This window comes from Streptomyces sp. NPDC054847, assembly GCF_053610925.1.
Window position 1 is genome coordinate 1 of record NZ_JBSGZJ010000043.1, and the last position, 18,081, is coordinate 18,081.

The 18,081-nt window shown below is 72.1% G+C and carries 20 protein-coding genes and 1 riboswitch; of the genes, 9 read left to right on the forward strand and 11 right to left on the reverse strand.

All coding sequences use genetic code 11. The annotated features are described in order from the left end of the window. Positions 1-16: 16 nt before the first annotated feature. Genes ACWGH4_RS07795 through ACWGH4_RS07805 form a run of 3 tightly spaced genes read right to left on the reverse strand, consistent with a single transcriptional unit; the run spans position 17 to position 1,651 of the window. Positions 17-349, reverse strand: coding sequence for a hypothetical protein (locus ACWGH4_RS07795; protein WP_453457047.1), 333 nt, complete (start codon positions 347-349; stop codon positions 17-19). A gap of 50 nt (positions 350-399) precedes the next feature. Further along, positions 400-1,143, reverse strand: coding sequence for an isocitrate lyase/PEP mutase family protein (locus ACWGH4_RS07800; RefSeq protein ID WP_453457050.1), 744 nt, complete (start codon positions 1,141-1,143; stop codon positions 400-402). Between the two features lie 10 nt (positions 1,144-1,153). Continuing rightward, positions 1,154-1,651, reverse strand: a complete 498-nt coding sequence (locus tag ACWGH4_RS07805) for a carboxymuconolactone decarboxylase family protein (protein WP_441263787.1) — start codon at positions 1,649-1,651, stop codon at positions 1,154-1,156. A gap of 47 nt (positions 1,652-1,698) precedes the next feature. Between ACWGH4_RS07805 and pdxR the strand changes: the two genes are divergently transcribed. After that, complete coding sequence (gene pdxR / locus ACWGH4_RS07810) at positions 1,699-3,105, forward strand: MocR-like pyridoxine biosynthesis transcription factor PdxR (RefSeq protein ID WP_453457054.1); 1,407 nt, start codon at positions 1,699-1,701, stop codon at positions 3,103-3,105. Between the two features lie 131 nt (positions 3,106-3,236). Here pdxR and rocD read toward each other — a convergent pair whose 3' ends face one another. Beyond that, positions 3,237-4,472 (reverse strand): ornithine--oxo-acid transaminase, encoded by a 1,236-nt coding sequence (rocD, locus tag ACWGH4_RS07815; protein ID WP_453457057.1) that lies wholly within the window; start codon positions 4,470-4,472, stop codon positions 3,237-3,239. 130 nt (positions 4,473-4,602) lie between these two features. Beyond that, positions 4,603-4,694: riboswitch (ZMP/ZTP riboswitch) on the forward strand. Positions 4,695-4,737: 43 nt separating this feature from the next. Between rocD and ACWGH4_RS07820 the strand changes: the two genes are divergently transcribed. Then, positions 4,738-6,006 carry a serine hydroxymethyltransferase gene (locus ACWGH4_RS07820; RefSeq protein ID WP_453457060.1) on the forward strand — a complete coding sequence of 423 codons (1,269 nt, stop codon included), beginning with the start codon at positions 4,738-4,740 and terminating at the stop codon, positions 6,004-6,006. Positions 6,007-6,231: 225 nt separating this feature from the next. Here the strand turns inward: ACWGH4_RS07820 and ACWGH4_RS07825 are convergent, their stop codons facing one another. The 3 genes from ACWGH4_RS07825 to ACWGH4_RS07835 all read right to left on the reverse strand — a co-directional run bounded on the left by ACWGH4_RS07825 (position 6,232) and on the right by ACWGH4_RS07835 (position 8,878). After that, the gene (locus ACWGH4_RS07825; protein WP_453457063.1) at positions 6,232-6,951 is read right to left on the reverse strand and encodes a hypothetical protein; all 720 of its coding nucleotides are present in this window, start codon (positions 6,949-6,951) and stop codon (positions 6,232-6,234) included. A gap of 261 nt (positions 6,952-7,212) precedes the next feature. Continuing rightward, positions 7,213-8,211 (reverse strand): hypothetical protein, encoded by a 999-nt coding sequence (locus tag ACWGH4_RS07830; protein ID WP_453457066.1) that lies wholly within the window; start codon positions 8,209-8,211, stop codon positions 7,213-7,215. Continuing rightward, positions 8,204-8,878, reverse strand: coding sequence for an RNA polymerase sigma factor (locus tag ACWGH4_RS07835; RefSeq protein WP_453457069.1), 675 nt, complete (start codon positions 8,876-8,878; stop codon positions 8,204-8,206). Before ACWGH4_RS07835 ends, ACWGH4_RS07830 begins: the two co-directional genes overlap by 8 nt. On the opposite strand from ACWGH4_RS07835, the gene trpS reads away from it, so the two are divergent. The 3 genes from trpS (at position 8,877) to ACWGH4_RS07850 (ending at position 11,823) form a co-directional block, all read left to right on the forward strand. Next, positions 8,877-9,890 carry a tryptophan--tRNA ligase gene (trpS, locus tag ACWGH4_RS07840; RefSeq protein ID WP_453457072.1) on the forward strand — a complete coding sequence of 338 codons (1,014 nt, stop codon included), beginning with the start codon at positions 8,877-8,879 and terminating at the stop codon, positions 9,888-9,890. The genes ACWGH4_RS07835 and trpS overlap by 2 nt on opposite strands. Positions 9,891-10,007: 117 nt before the next feature. Further along, a complete protein-coding gene (locus tag ACWGH4_RS07845) occupies positions 10,008-10,589 on the forward strand; it encodes a 2'-5' RNA ligase family protein (protein WP_307707890.1) in 582 nt (193 codons plus the stop codon). Positions 10,590-10,902: 313 nt separating this feature from the next. Then, on the forward strand, positions 10,903-11,823 hold the full coding sequence (locus ACWGH4_RS07850; RefSeq protein ID WP_441263796.1) for a YihY/virulence factor BrkB family protein: 921 nt from the start codon (positions 10,903-10,905) through the stop codon (positions 11,821-11,823). Here the strand turns inward: ACWGH4_RS07850 and ACWGH4_RS07855 are convergent. Then, complete coding sequence (locus tag ACWGH4_RS07855) at positions 11,771-13,159, reverse strand: D-alanyl-D-alanine carboxypeptidase family protein (RefSeq protein WP_453457110.1); 1,389 nt, start codon at positions 13,157-13,159, stop codon at positions 11,771-11,773. The two genes, ACWGH4_RS07850 and ACWGH4_RS07855, sit on opposite strands and share 53 nt — an antisense overlap. Between ACWGH4_RS07855 and ACWGH4_RS07860 the strand changes: the two genes are divergently transcribed. Beyond that, positions 13,149-13,409 (forward strand): SCO4848 family membrane protein, encoded by a 261-nt coding sequence (locus ACWGH4_RS07860; protein ID WP_159688293.1) that lies wholly within the window; start codon positions 13,149-13,151, stop codon positions 13,407-13,409. The genes ACWGH4_RS07855 and ACWGH4_RS07860 overlap by 11 nt on opposite strands. A gap of 2 nt (positions 13,410-13,411) precedes the next feature. Next, positions 13,412-14,896, forward strand: coding sequence for a metallophosphoesterase (locus tag ACWGH4_RS07865; RefSeq protein WP_453457077.1), 1,485 nt, complete (start codon positions 13,412-13,414; stop codon positions 14,894-14,896). 22 nt (positions 14,897-14,918) lie between these two features. On the opposite strand, the gene ACWGH4_RS07870 is transcribed toward ACWGH4_RS07865, so the two are convergent. Genes ACWGH4_RS07870 through ACWGH4_RS07880 form a run of 3 tightly spaced genes read right to left on the reverse strand, consistent with a single transcriptional unit; the run spans position 14,919 to position 16,506 of the window. Further along, complete coding sequence (locus ACWGH4_RS07870; protein WP_189466671.1) at positions 14,919-15,641, reverse strand: TetR family transcriptional regulator; 723 nt, start codon at positions 15,639-15,641, stop codon at positions 14,919-14,921. An 11-nt stretch (positions 15,642-15,652) separates the two neighbouring features. Further along, positions 15,653-16,057 (reverse strand): thiol-disulfide oxidoreductase DCC family protein, encoded by a 405-nt coding sequence (locus ACWGH4_RS07875; protein ID WP_453457082.1) that lies wholly within the window; start codon positions 16,055-16,057, stop codon positions 15,653-15,655. A 5-nt stretch (positions 16,058-16,062) separates the two neighbouring features. Next, positions 16,063-16,506, reverse strand: coding sequence for a hypothetical protein (locus tag ACWGH4_RS07880; RefSeq protein WP_453457085.1), 444 nt, complete (start codon positions 16,504-16,506; stop codon positions 16,063-16,065). 126 nt (positions 16,507-16,632) lie between these two features. Here ACWGH4_RS07880 and ACWGH4_RS07885 point away from each other — a divergent pair, with 126 nt between their 5' ends. Both ACWGH4_RS07885 and ACWGH4_RS07890 read left to right on the forward strand, forming a co-directional pair. Continuing rightward, positions 16,633-17,454 (forward strand): alpha/beta fold hydrolase, encoded by an 822-nt coding sequence (locus ACWGH4_RS07885; RefSeq protein WP_453457088.1) that lies wholly within the window; start codon positions 16,633-16,635, stop codon positions 17,452-17,454. Positions 17,455-17,617: 163 nt separating this feature from the next. Further along, on the forward strand, positions 17,618-18,073 hold the full coding sequence (locus tag ACWGH4_RS07890; RefSeq protein WP_441263801.1) for an Lrp/AsnC ligand binding domain-containing protein: 456 nt from the start codon (positions 17,618-17,620) through the stop codon (positions 18,071-18,073). Positions 18,074-18,081 lie beyond the last annotated feature (8 nt).

Consider the following 18,081-nt stretch of genomic DNA (forward strand, 5'->3'; position numbering starts at 1 on the left):
GGGGCACCGCGCCTTCTCACGCGCCGCGGCGCACGGACTCCGCGGACTTCGCCAGCTGCACCGCCGACAGGAGGCTGAGGCCGGGAGCGGCCTCGCGCAGCGCCTTGATCGCCTCGACCGAGTCCGCCGGGCCGCGCACCCCCGCCGCGTCCATCCGCTGCCCCACCCAGCGGGCCCGCAGCTCCTCGTCCGTCGCCGCGGACGCCTCCGCGACGACGGCCAGGGCGCGCTCCAGCCCCGGCCGTTCCTCCGGCGCGGCCTGCTCCAGCGCGGCGTGGAGGGCGGCCTCGATGCCTTCCGCGTCGCGCAGCACCACCACCGACAGTTCCTTCTTCGTGAGTCCGAGCATGAGGTGATCGTCTCCCGGGAACGGCCGGCAACAACCGGAGTTGAGCGTCTTCAGAGCTTGGCCGGACGCCGCCTGTGCAACTCGCGGGCGATGTCCGCCACCACCGCCTGGGCCCGCCGGTGCAGACCGGGGCCGAAGGTGATCCGGGTCGCGCCCAGCCGGCCGAGTTCGGCCAGCGGCGGGTCCGACGCGGGCGCGGACACGTTGATCGGTGCGTCGGTGGCGGCACGCAGCAGCGGCAGTCGCGCCGAGGGCACGGTGATCGGGTAGACGCAGTCGGCACCCGCCTCGACATACAGCCGGATGCGGGCCACGGCCTGCTCGGGATCGTCCACCCCGCGCAGGAACGTGTCGACGCGGGCGTTCACGAACAGCTCGTCACCCGCCTCCGCACGGACCTCGGCCAGCCAGTCGGCGTGCGCCCGCGGGTCTTTCAGCCGCTTCGTCGAGCGGTCCGTGTCCTCCAGGTTGCAGCCGACCGCGCCCGCCTCCAGGAGCCGCGCCACCAGTTCCTTCGGCGGCAGGCCGTAGCCGTCCTCGACATCGGCGCTCACGGGGACGTCGACGGCGCGTGCGATGCGGGCGACGGCCGCGAACATCTCGTCCGCGGGCGTCTCGCCGTCCTCGTGGCCGAGGGACGCCGACACGCCCGCGCTCGGCGTCGCCAGGGCGGGGAAGCCGGCGTCGGCGAAGGCGCGGGCGCTCGCCGCGTCCCACGGTCCCGGCAGTACGAGCGGGTCTGCGGCCTCCCGGCCGTGGTGCAGGGCGCGGAACGCCCCCGCTGTCGCGGTCATCGTGTCCCCGTCAGTGCTTCAGCGAACCGGGCGTGTAGTGGCCGGGAACCAGGCGGGCGGTCACCCCGAAGCGGTTCCAGGCGTTGATGACAGTGATGGCCGCGACGAGATGGGCCAGCTCGGTCTCCTCGAAGTGCTTGGCTGCCTTCTCGAAGACCTCGTCGGGCACGAAACCGTCGGTGAGCACGGTGACCGCCTCGGTCAGCTCGATCGCCGCGATCTCCTTCTCCGTGTAGAAGTGCCGCGACTCGTCCCAGGCGCTGAGCTGCACGATCCGCTCCACCGACTCGCCGGCCGCGAGCGCGTCCTTGCTGTGCATGTCGAGGCAGAACGCGCAGTGGTTGATCTGCGAGGCGCGGATCTTCACCAGCTCCAGCAGCACCGGGTCGAGGTGCCGGCGGGCGGCCTGGTCGAGTTTGACCATGGCCTTGTAGACGTCGGGAGCCAGCTCCATCATGGCCAGGCGGGGGGTGTGCTCCGGGGCGTTGATCTCGTTCGTGGTCGTCATGAGCTCGACCCTAGAGGCCCGGTGGCGCAACGGTATGGTCCATTTCCATGACGGAATCCTGGTCCACTTCCGGTACGGACCTCCACCTCGAGGTACGCGGGCCGAGGCTGCGGCAGGGCCTGACGGACGCGCTGCGGGAGGCCGCCCGCACCGGCAGGCTCGCACCGGGAACCCGGCTGCCGTCGTCCCGCTCGCTCGCCGCCGACCTGGGCATCGCCCGCAACACGGTCGCCGACGCCTACGCGGAACTGGTCGCGGAAGGCTGGCTCACCGCACGGCAGGGATCCGGCACCCGGGTGGCCCGCCGCTCCGCGCCCCGCAAGACCGCACCCGGCACGGCGAGCACCCGCCCGGCCCGCGGCCGGCCCGCCTACAACCTGCTCCCCGGCAGCCCCGATCTCGCGTCCTTCCCCCGTGCGGAGTGGCTCAAGGCGGCCCGCCGGGCGCTGGACGCCGCTCCCCACGAGGCCTTCGGTTACGGAGACCCGCGCGGACGCGTCGAGTTGCGGACCGTGCTGGCCGACTACCTGGCCCGCGCGCGCGGCGTGCACGCGGACCCCGAACGCATCGTGATCTGCTCCGGATTCGTGCACGGGCTCATGCTGATGGGCAAGGTGCTGCGGCAGCGCCGGGTCAGGGAGGTGGCGGTCGAGTCGTACGGACTGGACGAGCACCGCAACGTGCTGACCGAGGCGGGACTGCGCATCCCGGCCCTCCCCTTCGACGAACTGGGCACCGACCCGGCAGGGTTGGGCGAGGGCGGGCTACGGGGCGTCGGCGCGGTGCTGATGACGCCCGCCCACCAGTTCCCCGTCGGGATGCCGCTGCACCCGGACCGGCGGACCGCGGCCGTCGACTGGGCCCGCAGGACGGGCGGCCTGATCCTCGAGGACGACTACGACGGGGAGTTCCGCTACGACCGCCGGCCCGTCGGCGCGCTCCAGGGCCTCGACCCGGAGCACGTCGTCCACATGGGAACGGCGAGCAAGTCCCTGGCGCCCGGACTGCGGCTGGCGTGGATGGTGCTGCCCCAGAGCCTGGTGGGGGAGGTGCTCGCGGCCAAGGGCGGCGTCGAGTGGACGTCGAGCTCGCTCGACCAGCTCACCCTGGCCGAGTTCATCGCGTCCGGCGCCTACGACCGGCATGTGCGGGGCATGCGGCTGCGTTACCGGCGCCGCCGCGACCATCTGGTGCGGCAGTTGGCGGAGCACGCCCCCGGCGTCCGGGTGAGCGGAATCGCCGCCGGGCTGCACGCGGTCCTCGAACTGCCGCCCGGCACCGAGCAGTCAGCCGTGCGGGCCGCGGCCTGGCACGGTCTGGCCGTCGAGCCGATGGGCCGCTTCCGGCATCCGGACGCCCCACCGCGCGGCGACGCGCTCGTCGTCGGATACGCGACCCCGCCGGACAGCGCGTGGTCGGGCGCGCTCGACGCGCTGTGCCGCTCACTGGCGTGAGCCACGCCCCACCGGGCGCGTCACGGCCTCCCGTACGCCGGGCGGGGCCGGGGCTCCCGCCGGGCCCGGCGTGGCGCGGTGGGCCCGGCTCGACGCAGCGCGGCCTGGGCGGGCGCAGCCCGGCCCGTCGGTCAGGTCGTCGGCGTGGACGTGTGTGCGGGTCGGTCCGTCAGTACCGCCCGGAGCTGGGCAAGGCCCCAGTCCAGGTCCTCCTCGCTGATCACCAGCGGCGGAGCGATCCGGATCGTGGCGCCCTGGGTCTCCTTCACCAGCACGCCGCGATCCATCAGTTTCTCCGACACCTCCCGGCCGGTGCCGCGGTCCGGCGCGACGTCCACACCGGCCCACAGCCCGCGTCCCCGCACGGCGGTCACCGCACCCTCGGCGGCCAGCAGGCCCAGCTCCCGGTGGAGACGCTCACCCAGCTCGGTGGCCCGCCGCTGGAACTCGCCGGTGCGCAGCATCGCCATCACCTCCAGCGCGACGGCGCACGCGAGCGGGTTGCCGCCGAACGTCGAACCGTGCTCACCCGGCCGATGGACGCCGAGCACCTCCGCCGAGGACACCACCGCCGACACCGGAACCACACCGCCGCCCAGCGCCTTGCCGAGCACGTACATGTCCGGCACCACGCCCTCGTGCTCGCAGGCGAACGTCCTGCCCGTACGGCCCAGGCCGGACTGGATCTCGTCCGCGACGAACAGCACGTTCCGCTCGCGGGTGAGCGCGCGGACGCCCGGCAGATACCCGGCCGGCGGCACGAGCACCCCGGCCTCGCCCTGGATCGGCTCCAGCAGCACGGCCACCGTGTTCTCCGTGACCGCCGCGTCCATCGCGGTCAGGTCCCCGTACGGGACGATCTCGAACCCGGGTGTGTAGGGCCCGTGGTCGGCCCGCGCCACCGGGTCGGTCGAGAAACTGATCAACGTGGTCGTCCGGCCGTGGAAGTTGTTCGCCGCCACCACGATCTTGGCCATGTTGTCCGGCACCCGCTTGACCCGGTACCCCCACTTGCGGGCGGTCTTGACGGCCGTCTCCACCGCCTCCGCACCGGTGTTCATCGGCAGGACCGTCTCCATCCCGCACAGCTCCGCGAGCTGGGCGCAGAACTCCCCGAACCGGTCGTGATGGAAGGCGCGCGAGGTCAGCGTCACGCGTTCCAGTTGCGCCTTCGCCGCCTCGACGAGCCGGCGGTTGGTGTGCCCGAAGTTGAGGGCCGAGTATCCGGCGAGCATGTCGAGGAAGCGGCGTCCCTCGACATCCGTCATCCAGGCGCCGTCCGCCGAGGCGACGACGACCGGCAGCGGGTGGTAGTTGTGCGCGCTGTGCGCCTCCGCGGCGGCGAGGGCGGATGTCGAGCTCGGCACGGGGCCTCCGATCGTCGGGACGGACCTCCGGCGCCGGCGCGGCCGGCGCTCTCCTCCATCGTCGCTCTCCGGCCGCGGCTCGCAGTGTGGACGACACCGCGCGGCGGCCCGGCGGGCCGCTACTGTGGGCGGCACGCGCGGCGACTGGCGTACGGGGAAACGACCCCGAGGAAGCCGTGCGCGGGCTTTCGCACGAGGTGTCGCCCCGCCTGGGCACCCCGGGAACACGACCGACGACCACGGATCGCCCCGGAGGACCATTCCGATGACCCTTCCCCTCTCCCACCCCGCTCTCTCCACGACCGACCCGGAGCTCGCCGCTCTCGTGGGCGCGGAGGAGCAGCTCCAGTCCGAGACGCTGCGGCTCATCCCCAGCGAGAACTACGTCTCCCAGGCCGTGCTCGAGGCCTCCGGCACGGTGCTTCAGAACAAGTACAGCGAGGGCTACGCCGGCCGCCGGTACTACGAGGGCCAGCAGAACATCGACCAGGTCGAGCGGCTCGCCGTCGCCCGCGCCAAGTCACTCTTCGGCGTCGAGCACGCCAACGTCCAGCCGTACTCCGGCTCGCCCGCCAACCTCGCCGTGTATCTCGCCTTCGCCGAGCCCGGTGACACCGTGATGGGCATGGCTCTCCCCATGGGCGGCCACCTCACCCACGGCTGGGGCGTCTCGGCCACCGGAAAGTGGTTCCGCGGCGTCCAGTACGGCGTACGCCAGGACACCGGCCTCATCGACTTCGACGAGGTGCGCGAGCTCGCCCTCAAGGAACGGCCCAAGGTCATCTTCTGCGGCGGCACGGCGCTGCCCCGCACCATCGACTTCGCCGCCTTCGCGGACATCGCCCGGGAGGCGGGCGCCGTACTCGTCGCCGACGTCGCGCACATCGCCGGTCTGATCGCGGGTGGCGCCCATCCTTCGCCCGTGCCGCATGTCGACGTCGTGTCCACCACCACCCACAAGACGCTCCGCGGGCCGCGCGGCGCGATGCTGATGTCCCGTGAGGAACACGCCAAGGCCATCGACAAGGCGGTGTTCCCCGGGCTCCAGGGCGGTCCGCACAACCAGACCACCGCCGCCATCGCCGTCGCCCTCCACGAGGCGGCGCAGCCCTCCTTCCGTGATTACGCCGCCCAGGTGGTCGCCAATGCCAAGGCACTCGCCGAGGCGCTGCTCGCGCGTGGTTTCGACCTGGTGTCCGGCGGGACCGACAACCACCTGATCCTGATGGACCTCACCTCCAAGGACGTCCCCGGCAAGGTGGCGGCCAAGGCGCTCGACCGGGCCGGGATCGTCGTCAACTACAACACCGTCCCTTACGACCCGCGGAAGCCGTTCGACCCGTCCGGCATCCGCATCGGCACGCCGTCCCTGACCTCCCGTGGCCTCGGCACGGAGCACATGGCCGCCGTCGCCGCGTGGATCGACCGGGGCGTCACCGCGGCCGGCAAGGGCGACGAGGGCGAGCTCGCCACGATTCGCGCCGAGGTGGCCGACCTGATGGCCGCGCATCCGGCACCCGGCCTTTCTGCCTGAGCCGTCGCTATCCGGGCCGCGCCCGGCCGCCCTCGCGCCGCGCCGGCCGGGCCGCCCCCGGCCACGCGGCGCCGGACTGAGCCGTGCCGACGAGGCCCCGGTCCGGGCCATGCCGTGCCATGCCGGGCCGGACTGAGGCCGTGCCGCGCAGCGCCGGACCCGGGCCGGACCCGGCCCGGACCGGGCCGGGCCGACGAGGCCCCGCCCCGGCGGGCCGCCGCGTCGCTAGGAAGCGTCCAGTAGTTCTTGGCGCGGCCCCGGGTCGCCGGTGCCACGGCGGAGCGGGAAGGACGGCAGCAGCCGACTGAGGAGAAGAGCGAGGGCCGCGCCGGCCGCCAGGCCCGGTATCGACCACCACCAGCCGGTCGTGGCGGTCGACGCCGCCGCCGACCGGGGCCGGTCCTCGGCCGGCCGCGTGGCGAGGGACTCGGCCGACGCCTCCTCCGTCGCGCCGGCGGCCTGCTCCCAAGGCGCCGGGTATCCCGCGGCTCCACCCCCGGACGGCGACTTCTCACCCATCAGTCCCAGCTCGCGGACCAACTCGACCAGCTCGCCGGGCCGCTGCGCCGTGTGCCAGGTCCCCTGCTCCCCGCCGCTCTCCGTCGAGGTGTGTATCCACACGGTGTCGCGCGCCTCGCCCGGATACACCCGGTCGACCCGCCACGGATCCACATCGTGGACCATCCACGTCACCGTGATCTGCCGTGTCCCCATCGCCATGTCGAGGGACGGCGGCCGCTCCTTCGTGCCGTCGGAACCCGTCGGCCCCAGCAAGTCGGTCAGCGTCCCGTACTCCTTGTCGGAGTAGTACAGCGAGGCCGTCTCGCCGCTCTCCGGAGAGGTGAGGAACACGCTCGTCGGACCGCCGGCCGCGGCCACGGGCGCGAACACCCACGTCAGCGCGAACAGGACCGTCAGTGCGGCAACTCGTCGTAGCAGTCGCATACTTCCCCCAGCCGACGCACGGCCCGGACCCTCCGCACCCGCGTCATCTCTGGTACACCGCCCGAGCGCCTCGGGTTCCGTCCCGGCGGCGGAAATCTTTGACGGATATTGCGGATCCCGCGGACTGGCCAATCTCGCCGATCTCGCCGACCACCCGACCCCGTGACCCAGCGCGCCCACGCGGCCACGCACCCACGCGCCCGCACGCCCACCGGTTCACCGCACCACCGTCCCATCGCGCTCGCGGACCGCGCGCGGCCGTCAGAGGGCCGACTCGGCGATCTCCTCCGCCCGCCGCACCGACGCCACACCCTCCAGGCGCAGCGTGGTCACGGCGTCGGCCGTGGTCCACAGCAGCGTCGGCCCCGCCGTCCGCTCGGCCTGGACCCAGTCGTCGCCGTGGGCGTCGATCATCATGAAGCGCAGCCGGTGTGGTTCGGAGAACCACAACCCGGTCGACTCCGGCGTGCCCGTCCGCGTCCCGTCGTCGCCCAGCATCAGCCACTGCGGCATCAGCCTGGCCTGCTTGGCGAAGCCGATGTCGAGCCGCGCCGGGAACTCGTCCAGCCGGACCGTCCTGCCGTCCTCGCGCCAGCACAGGCTCACCACCGAACGCCCCTCCGGCCTCACGGCCACCGAGACCGCCTGCGGGGTGCCCAGCGCGCCGGGCACCCTGGGCGTGAACCCGGCCCGCCGGCCCGCCTCCGCGAGTCCGACCGGGTCCTCGCACCACGGCACGGCCGCGGCCTTCGACGGCCGGGCCGTGGGGTCGTGGCGCACCTCGACCCCACCGAAGCCGAACCAGTCGGCGACAGCCGCCCGCACGGGCGGGGTCAGCACCAGGACGACCAGCACTCCGGACAGGCCCACCGACAGCGCGCGCCACCGCCGGCGCAGCCACCGCACCGCCCGCCGCCTGCGGGTGACGGCCGGGGCCCACGGGCCGCTCAGCGCCACCACCTCCGGCGTGGCCGGCGTCGCGGCCGACTCGGCGAGGAGCTGCGCCAGGACCCGTTCCGCCATGGTCGCGCCGTCCACGTCCGGGATGCGGAGACCGCGCCCCAGCCCGCGCAGCTCCTCCGCCAACTCCTCGTGCCCGCCGTGCGCCGACCCGGGCTGCTCGCGCCCGTCGTCGTGCCCCTCATGCCTTCTCTCGCGCCGCTCCTGCCCGTCGTGCGCCGGCGCCCCTGGTGCCTCCGCGCGGTCCTCACCGGCGCCCACGCCCCGCTCGTCGCGTCGCTCCTCGGCCCCGTCAGCCATGCCCCTCACCTCCCTCACCGCTTATCAGCCGCCCCAGCCGTGCCAGGGCGCGGTTCAGCCGGGACTTGACCGTGCCCCGCGGGCAGCCGATCGCCTCCGCCGTCTCCGCCTCGTCCATCTCCAGCAGATAGCGGTAGGTGACGACCTGTCGCTGCTCCTCCGTCAGCTCGGCCAGGGCCGCGAGCAGCACCCCGCGCCGCTCCCGCGCGACGGCGGCCAGCGCCGGATCGGCCGACTCGGGTATCAGCGGCTCGGGTCCCAGCAGCAGTGCCTCCCGGCCGGCGACCGCCCGCAGCCGCACCGCCGAACGCACTGTGTTCCTCGTCTCATTGGCGACGATCCGGAGCAGCCACGGCCTGAACGCCGCCCCTTCCCGGAAGCGCCCCAGCGCCTGATACGCCTTGAGGAACGAGCTCTGCACCACGTCCTCCGCGTCCGCGCCCGCTCCGAAGGCCACCGCCGCCCGCAGCGCGACCGCCGTGTGCGCGCGGACCAGCTCCGCGTACGCCTCCGGCTCTCCGGCGCGCACGCGGGCGATCACCGCGCCCTCGGCATCGACGAGGCGGCCCCCCTCCGGACCCCGCTCGAGGGTCCCCTCCCGCGTCCTCACACCATTGATACACCGGCGGCCGGAGATCGGTTCCGCACCTGAGAGAATGGTGTGCATGGCCTCATCCCGACCCCGCGCGCTCTCCGGTATCCAGCCCACCGCCGGTTCGTTCCACCTCGGGAACTACCTCGGCGCCATCCGCCAGTACGTCGCGCTGCAAGAGACCCACGACGCCTTCTACATGGTCGTGGACCTGCATGCGATCACCGTCCCGCAGGACCCGGCGGAGCTGCGTGCCAACACCCGGCTCGCCGCCGCCCAGCTGCTCGCGGCCGGTCTCGATCCCGAGCGCTGCACCCTGTTCGTGCAGAGCCATGTTCCTGAGCACGCCCAGCTCGGGTGGGTCATGAACTGCCTCACGGGCTTCGGTGAGGCCTCGCGCATGACGCAGTTCAAGGACAAGTCCGCCCGGCAGGGCGCCGACCGTGCCACGGTCGGTCTCTTCACGTACCCGATCCTCCAGGTCGCGGACATCCTGCTGTACCAGGCGGACGCGGTGCCGGTCGGCGAGGACCAGCGCCAGCACGTCGAGCTCACCCGCGACCTCGCGGAGCGCTTCAACGGCCGCTTCGGCCGGACGTTCACCGTCCCCGCGCCGTACATCGTCAAGGAGGTCGCCAAGATCTACGACCTCCAGGACCCGACGATCAAGATGAGCAAGTCGGCCTCCACGCCCAAGGGCCTGATCAATCTCCTCGACGAGCCGAAGGCGACGGCGAAGAAGGTCAAGAGCGCCGTCACCGACACCGACACGGTGATCCGCTTCGACGCCGAGGAGAAGCCGGGCGTCAGCAACCTGCTCACGATCTACTCCACCCTCACGGGTACGGCCATCGCCGATCTGGAGCAGAAGTACGAGGGCAAGGGCTACGGTGCGCTCAAGACGGACCTGGCCGAGGTGATGGTCGACTTCGTCACACCGTTCCGGACCCGTACGCAGGAATACCTGGACGACACGGAGACGCTGGACTCGGTCCTGGCCAAGGGCGCGGAGAAGGCCCGAGCGGTCGCGGCGGAGACGCTGGCCGACACGTACGACAAGTTGGGATTCGTCCCCGCCAAGCACTGAGCCGCAAAGAGTCGGAGGACCTGTGTCCAAGGACTCTGGCCACAGCGAGGGTGCAGCCGCCACACTGGCGGCTGCACACCCACTCACCGATCCGTACCGAGGACTGAGGAGAACGACGTGGGGACCGTAACGCTCGGCGTTTCGATCGCGGTCCCGGAGCCCTACGGCAGCCTGCTCCAGGAGCGGCGCGCGGGCTTCGGTGATCCCGCCGCGCACGGCATTCCGACTCACGTCACCCTGCTGCCGCCCACCGAGGTCGACTCGTCGCTGCTTCCCGCGGTGGAGGCGCACCTCGCGTCCGTCGCCGCCGCCGGCCGGCCCTTCACGATGCGGCTGTCCGGCACCGGCACGTTCCGCCCGCTGTCGCCCGTGGTCTTCGTCCAGGTCGTCGAGGGCGGCTCCGCCTGCACCTGGCTGCAGAAGCGGGTGCGTGACGCGTCCGGGCCGCTGGTGCGCGAACTGCAGTTCCCCTATCACCCGCACGTCACGGTGGCGCACGGCATCTCCGAGGAGGCGATGGACCGGGCGTACGAGGAGCTGTCCGAGTACGGCGCCGAGTGGACCTGCGCCTCCTTCGCGCTCTACGAGCAGGGCGCGGACGCCGTGTGGCGCAAGCTCAGCACCTTCGCCTTCGGCGGCGGCATCTCCGGTGTGCCCCCGCAGGGTGCTCCGGTCGACGACCACGTCACCACCCTCTGACCTAGGGCCTCTCGTTTGGATCATGCCGGGCTCGCGGACCCTGGCACGCACTCCCCCGTAGCCCTCCGGGCACGGGAGGTGCCCCCACGCCGCGTTGTCGTCGGTCGCCATGGCTCCTCCCCCGTAGCCCTCCGGGCACGGGGGCACCCCCAGCCTCCCTCCTCCGCCTTGCGATCGCACGCACCAGACCCCGCTCCCTGATCCGGCCTGATCCAAACGAAAGACCCTGGCGCACCGGTCACCGCGCGTAGCGTTCGACGCCGTTCCGGCGTGCCGCCTGCCTGCGTGGCGTCACGGCGGGTAGGCGTAGCCCATGGACTGGCTGATCAAGCTTCCCGTCGTGGGTCCGATGGTGCAGCGGCTGATGCGCACCCATGCCTGGCGGTCGTACGAGACGCTCGACCGGGTCCACTGGACGCGCCTGGCCGCCGCGATCACCTTCCTGAGTTTCCTGGCGCTCTTCCCGCTGATCACCGTCGCGGCGGCGATCATCGCCGCCGCGCTCGACCAGCAGGCGCTGGACAAGCTCGACGACAAGATCGCCGAACAGGTGCCCGGCATCTCCGACCAGCTCGACATCCAGGCACTGGTGGCCAACGCGGGCACCGTGGGGGTCGTCGCCGGCGCGCTGCTGCTGCTGACGGGTGTGGGCTGGGTCGGCTCGATGCGGGAGTGCCTGCGGGCCGTGTGGGAGCTCGACGACGAGGACGAGGGCAATCCGGTCGTCCGGAAGATCAAGGACGTGGGGGTGCTCGCCGGTCTCGGCGGCACCGGCCTCGCCTCGTTCGCGGCCTCGGCGCTCGCTTCCATGACCGTCGGCCGGACCGCCGAACTGCTCGGCCTCGACGAGGGCGGCGTCGGCGGGGTGCTGTTGAAGATCGCCGCCGTCGCGGTCGGTGTGCTGGCGACCTTCCTGATCCTTCTCTACGTGCTGACCCTGCTGCCCGGGGTCCAGCCGCCGCGCCGTCGTCTGTTTGTGGCCGCGCTGATCGGCGCGGTCGGTTTCGAACTGCTCAAGCTGCTGCTCGGCGGCTACATCAGCGGGGTCGCCTCGCGGAGCATGTACGGCGCGTTCGGCGTGCCGATCGCCCTGCTGCTGTGGATCAACTTCACCGCCAAGCTGCTGTTGTTCTGCGCCGCCTGGACGGCGACGCAGAGCAAGGAGGAGCCCGCCCGGCCCGCTACGGACGAGGCGCGCGACGCACCCGGTCCGGCAGCGGCCACCGGCGCTTGATCAGGAACATCGTGGTCCCGAGACCTGCCAGCACGGCGCCGGCGACGCTCAGCGCGACGCCGAATCCGCTCGTGCCGGTCTGTGAGGCGGCGACCGGGTCGGTGGAGCCGTCCTTGTCCCCGTCGTTCTTGACGGGCTGCGGGTCGAGGGACGCCGCAGGCTCCGCCGACTTCGGCGGGACCAGCTCACCCACCGGCTGCACCTTGCCGGCCGCCGCGAAGCCCCAGTCCAGAAGCCTGCCCGCCTCCTTGTAGACGGCCTGGCTCTCGCCCGAGTCCGGGTTCATGACGGTGACGAGCAGCACCTTGCCGTTGCGCTCCGCGACACCGGTGAAGGTCGAGCCGGCGTGCGTGGTGCTGCCGTTCTTCACGCCCGCGATGCCCTTGTACGGGCTGATGCCGCTCGCCCCGGTGAGCAGCCGGTTGGTGTTCTGGATCTTGAAGGTGCCGCGCTTCTTGCCCTTCTCCTGCTCGCCGGGGAAGTCGGCGCTCACCGTGGAGCAGTACTCGCGGAAGTCCTTCTTCTGCATGCCGCTGCGGGCGATCAGCGTGAGGTCGTAGGCGGACGAAACCTGGCCCGGGGCGTCGTAGCCATCGGGTGAGACGACCTTGGTGTCGAGTGCCTGGAGCTCCTCCGCGTGCGCCTGCATGTCCGCGACCGTGCGGCCGACACCGCCGTTCATCGCCGACAGGACGTGGACGGCGTCGTTGCCGGAACGCAGGAAGACGCCGAGCCACAGGTCGTGGACCGAGTAGGTGTGGTTCTCCTTGATCCCGACGAGGCTGCTGCCGGCGCCGACGTCGGCGAGTTCCTCGGGGGCGACCTTGTGGACCGTGGTCTTCGGCAGCCGCGGCAGCAGCGTGTCCGCGAAGAGCATCTTCATGGTCGAGGCCGGGGGCAGCCGCCAGTGCGCGTTGTGCGAGGCGAGCACCTCCCCGCTCTCGGCGTCCGCGACGATCCAGGACCTGCCGCTGACGTCCTTGGGGAGGACGGGCGCGCCGGGGCCGAGCCGGACCTGTGTACCCGGTTTCGCCAGCAGGGACCCGCCGACTGAGGACATGACCGCCGGCGGCTTCGGCTTCTTCCGCTCCGGATTGGTTTCCTGCGTGGCCGCGAAGGCCGGAGCAGCGGTCATCGCGGACAGCAAGGCGGCGGCCAGGACCGTCAACGCGGTCCTTCGCGCGGTGGTTTTCAGAGCAGACACGGACGAGAACGTACAGGGCCGGTCTGAAAATATGGAGATCGGCCCGCTGTTCGTCCGGAACTGACGCCAGGACAGCCCACCCCGAACAACCCGGTCGGCGGACGGCCGCGATACTTGCTTCATGAAGCTCAGCCGCTCCGTCTCCTGGTTCCTGCTCGCGTTCGGGGTGTGGAGCTGGTTCATCTGGATCACTTTCGTCAAAAACCTGTGGAAGGACGGCAGCGGGCTCGCCTTCGACGACGCGGGCGACCCCACCGGTTACTTCTGGGTCCATCTGCTGCTCGCCGTTACGTCCTTTGTTCTGGGGACGGTCATCGGGGTCATCGGGTTGCGCGGCGTACGCGCTTCGCGCCGTGAGCGCGGTCAGGGAACGGGGAACTGATCGTGGCGGCGGTCGTCGTGCTCGTGATCATTCTGGTGGTCTCCCTGCTCGCCGGGGTGCACTGGTACGTGTGGCGCCGGCTCGTCCGCGACACGACCGCTCCGGGCGGGCTCGCCCGCCGGCTCGGTACGGCGGCGATCTGGGTGCTGCCCTTGCTGTCCTTCGCCGCCCTCACCTCGGGGCGCGTCGGTGCGCCCTTCTGGCTGGAGCGGGTCCTGGCCTGGCCGGGCTACCTCTGGCTGGCGGTACTGCTGTACCTGGTCCTGGCACTGCTGGTCGGCGAGGCGGTACGTCCCGTGCTGCGCAGGGTGCTGGACCGCCGGGACCGCGCTGCCGCGGGCGGCCCGGACGAGGACGGCGAGCCCTCGGAGCCGTCCGGTGCCACAGCCGCGGCACAGGCGTCCGGGACGGCGGGGGACCGGCTGCCTCCTGCCGGCGCCGGTGCCGCCGTGGGCGGGAAGGGTGAGGACGCCGGGGCCGGTCATGGCCGGGCCGCGGCGGTCGCCGTCGACAGCGCCCCCGCGACGCAGCCGTCCGCCACGGACGCAGAAACAGACCCAGAAGCAGACGCAGACACCGGCACCGGCGGCCCTGCGGCACCCCACGGGGCCACGGACGCCACCGCCGGTGCCGGGGACGACGCCCGCCCCGCCACGGGCGTGTCGCGGCGGCTGTTCGTGTCCCGCGTCGTCGGCGGCGCAGCCGCCACCGCCGCGCTCGGAACCGTCGGGTACGGCACGTACGGCGTGCTCCGGGGCCCGCGCGTCAAGCGTGTGACCGTTCCGCTGGCGAAGCTCCCCCGGGCGGCGCACGGCTTCCGTATCGCCGTCGTCAGCGACATCCACCTCGGGCCGATCCTGGGCCGGTCCCACACGCAGCGCATCGTCGACTCCATCAACGCCACCCAGCCCGACCTGGTCGCCGTCGTGGGCGATCTCGTCGACGGGTCTGTGGCCGACCTCGGGTCCGCGGCCGAGCCACTCGCCCGGCTCCGCTCCCGCCACGGATCGTTCTTCGTGACCGGCAACCACGAGTACTTCTCCGGCGCCGACGAGTGGGTCGACCACGTCCGGGAACTCGGCCTGCGCCCCCTGCGCAACGAACGCGTCGAGATCGCCGGCGGCTTCGACCTGGCCGGCGTCGACGACGTGGCCGGCGAGGACGAGGGGCAGGGTCCCGACTTCGTGAAGGCCCTCGGCGACCGGGACCGCGCCCGCGCCGCCGTGCTCCTCGCCCACCAGCCCGTCGTCATCCACGACGCCGTCGAGCAGGGCGTGGACCTTCAGCTGTCCGGTCATACGCACGGCGGTCAGCTGTGGCCCGGCAATCATCTGGCGGCACTGGCCAACCCCACCGTGGCCGGCCTGGAACGCTACGGCGACACCCAGCTGTACGTGAGCCGGGGTGCGGGCGCCTGGGGCCCTCCGGTGCGCGTCGGGGCGTCCTCGGACATCACCGTCGTGGAGCTGGCGTCGCGTCAGGCGTAGGAGACTCCCGCCCGCGGGCGGGTCAGTCCTTCTTGCGCGCCGCCACGGTCTCCGCCATGCCGGGGAGGAAGTCCGTGAACAGCTCATGCACTTCGCGGACGAGCGGGCGCAGTACCCGGAAACGGGCCAGGGCCACACCCCGGGCGGTCAGCCGCGCACCGCGCTCGGCCAGCCGCCTGCTGCGCTCGCTTCCCTCGGAACGGTCGAAGACCCAGTACAGGACCAGTCCCATCTGGGAGAGCCACATCAACTCGGGGAGGACGTCCCGCAGCTCCTCCGCCACCTTCGACTTCGACCCGGCCAGTACCTCCCGGTGGACGTCGATGGCGGCCTCGCGGGCGTGCTCCGACTCGGGCGAGAAGGGGCTGAGCGGGCTCTCCGGGTCGGCCGCGTTCTTGAAGAACTGGGCCGCGAACTCGTGGTACGGCGCGGCGATGTCCAGCCACGCGGTCAGCACTCCCGCCATCCGCGACTCGAGGTCGGTCTCCTTGTCCAGCACGGGCCGGACCGCCGCCTGGTGCTCCGCGGCGATCCGGTCGTAGAAGCCCTGGACGAGGTGTTCCTTGGAGCCGAAGTAGTAGTACGCGTTCCCTACCGAGACCCCGGCCTCCTTGGCGATGGCCCGCATCGTCGTCTTGTCGTAGCCGCGCTCCTGGAAGAGCCGGAGCGCGGTCTCGAGGATGAGCGTCCGGGTCTGCTCGCTCTTGGGGGCCCTCGTGTCGGCCGGGTCGTTCGCTTCAGTCACGGTGTCCGAGCCTAGTCGGGTGCGGAGCACCGGTCGTCGCAGGGAGCGGCACCCGCCCCCGCCCCCGTCATCTCGCGGTACTTGGCCGCCGCGAGCATCGTGACGCGCACGAACGGGGCGCCGGCCGGGGTGGCGAGCCAGTGGGCCTTCGGCCGGTGCTCGGCCAGTGCCCACAGGCACACGATCCATGCCGCCTGGCCCGAGTAGACCTGGCCGCGGTCGCCGATGACGGTGATCTCGCGCATCGTGCGGGCGTGGTCGAGCTGCGGATAGGCGCGGTGCGCCGCGTCCGACCCGGCGGGCACGAACCGGAGCGGCACGAGCTGGGGCTGCCGCAGCAGCCAGCTCCGCAGGTGCACGCAGAGGGAGCAGTCGGCGTCGTACAGGACGGTCAGTGCCCGGACCGCGAGGCTCATCGGTGTCACGCTCCGGCCCGGCCGGGGGCCGGCGGGGTCCACGGGCCCGCGGGTGCCTGCTGGGTCCACCCCTGGGGGCCGACCGGCGGGGTCTGCCGGTCCTCCATCACTCCGCGACGGCGGATCTTGTTGAGGACGTAGACGTTCCCGAGGTGCATGACGCCGAGGACGAGCAGGACGACACCGATCTTGACGGACAGTGCTTCCAGGAGACCGCGGGTCTCCTCGATCGCATCGGCCGTCCTCAGGTAGAGGGCGACGAAGCCGAGGTTCACCAGGTAGAAGCCGACCACCAGAAGGTGGTTGACGGCCTCCGCCAGCTTCTCGTTCCCCTTGAGTACGTCGGCGAGGAATATCCGGCCGTTCTTGCTGAGGGTGCGTGCGACCCAGACGGTGAGGCCGACGCTGATCAGCAGGTAGGCGACGTACGTGACAACAGTGAGGTCCATGCCCCACCCTCCCTTGAACATGTTCAAAAGCTGGCGGTCCTGACTGTAGACCTCCTTTTGAACATGTTCAAGCGGTCGTGGAAAAGGTGTGCCGCAGGCGGCAAGGGGCCCTTAAGGTCAGGCACCATGACGATCTCTTTCGACCGGACCGGCCAAGGCCCCACCGTCGTACTCCTGCACTCGGGCGTGTGCGACCGGCGGATGTGGGACTTCCAGTGGCAGTCGCTCACGGACACCGGGTACGAGGTGGTGCGCTGCGACTTCCGGGGATTCGGCGAAACGCCCGCGGAAACGGGCCCCTACAGCGACGCCGACGACGTCCTCGCACTCCTCGACACCCTCGGCATACGCCGGGCCGCCCTGATCGGGTCGTCCTACGGCGGCAAGGTCGCCCTGGAGGTGGCCGCGCGCAGGCCGGAGCTGGCCGCCGCGCTCGTACTGCTCTGTTTCGCCGGGCAGCCGGGCCGGCCACCGGGCCCGCAGCTCAGGGCCTTCGGCCGGCAGGAGGACGCCCTGATCGAGGCCGGTGACCTCGAGGCGGCCGTCGAACTGAACGTCTCCACCTGGCTCGGGCCGGAGGCCGACGACGAGACACGCGAAGCCGTGCGGAAGATGCAGCGGCACGCCTTCGACGTACAACTGGCCGCCGAGAAGGAGTTTGCGGACGCGGAGCCCGCAGAAGGCGCCGCCGACGGTGCCGGAGAGGCCGAGGCCGGACCTGCTCAGCCGCCCGAGCCCGACCTCTCCCGCATCGACGCACCCTGCCTCGCTGTCTCCGGCGCGCACGACGTGGAGGACTTCCGGCAGATCGCGGCCGGCCTGCCGGCTCTGATCCCCGGCGCCCGCCACGTGGAACTGCCCTGGGCCCAGCATCTGCCCAGCCTGGAACGGCCCGCGGAAGTCACCCCCCTCATCACCGGATTCCTCGCCGAACACGTCACCCGGTAGACCCGCGGACCGCGGGCCCGCCGCAGACAACGGGCCCGCGGCCGTCCGGCAAGTCGACGATCGGCCACCGGCTCGGCCGGGACGTCATCAGCCCGGCAGGGGAGGACTCCGAACAAGCTTCGGCCCGCCAAGGGTGAGCCGGAAGGCGCTATGGTCGCCAACCATGGACGCCGTCGACCGTGAACTCATCGCCCTCCTCCAGGAGGACGCCACCTCGGCCTACGCGGCCCTCGGCAAGGCGGTCGGCCTGTCCGCCGGCGCCGCGCACGAACGCGTACGGAAACTGCGGGAACGCGGCGTCATCCGCCGCACCACGGTCGAGGTGGACCCGGCGGCCCTGGGGCGCGGAGTCCTGGCGTTCGTGATGGTCGAGTCCTCCGCGTGGATGGGCGAGTCCGCGGAAGCGTTCGCCGCGATCCCCGAGATCCAGGAGGCCCACGTCATCGCGGGCAGCGCCTCCGTGCTCGTGAAGGTGCGCACCGCCACCACCGAACAACTCCAGGACGTGCTGCGCAGGCTGTACGCGATCGAAGGCGTCAGCGGCACCCAGGCGACGGTCTCGCTGGAGACGTTCTTCGAGCGTCCGGTCTCCCCGCTGGACACGCCCCCCGGGACCTGACTGTCAGT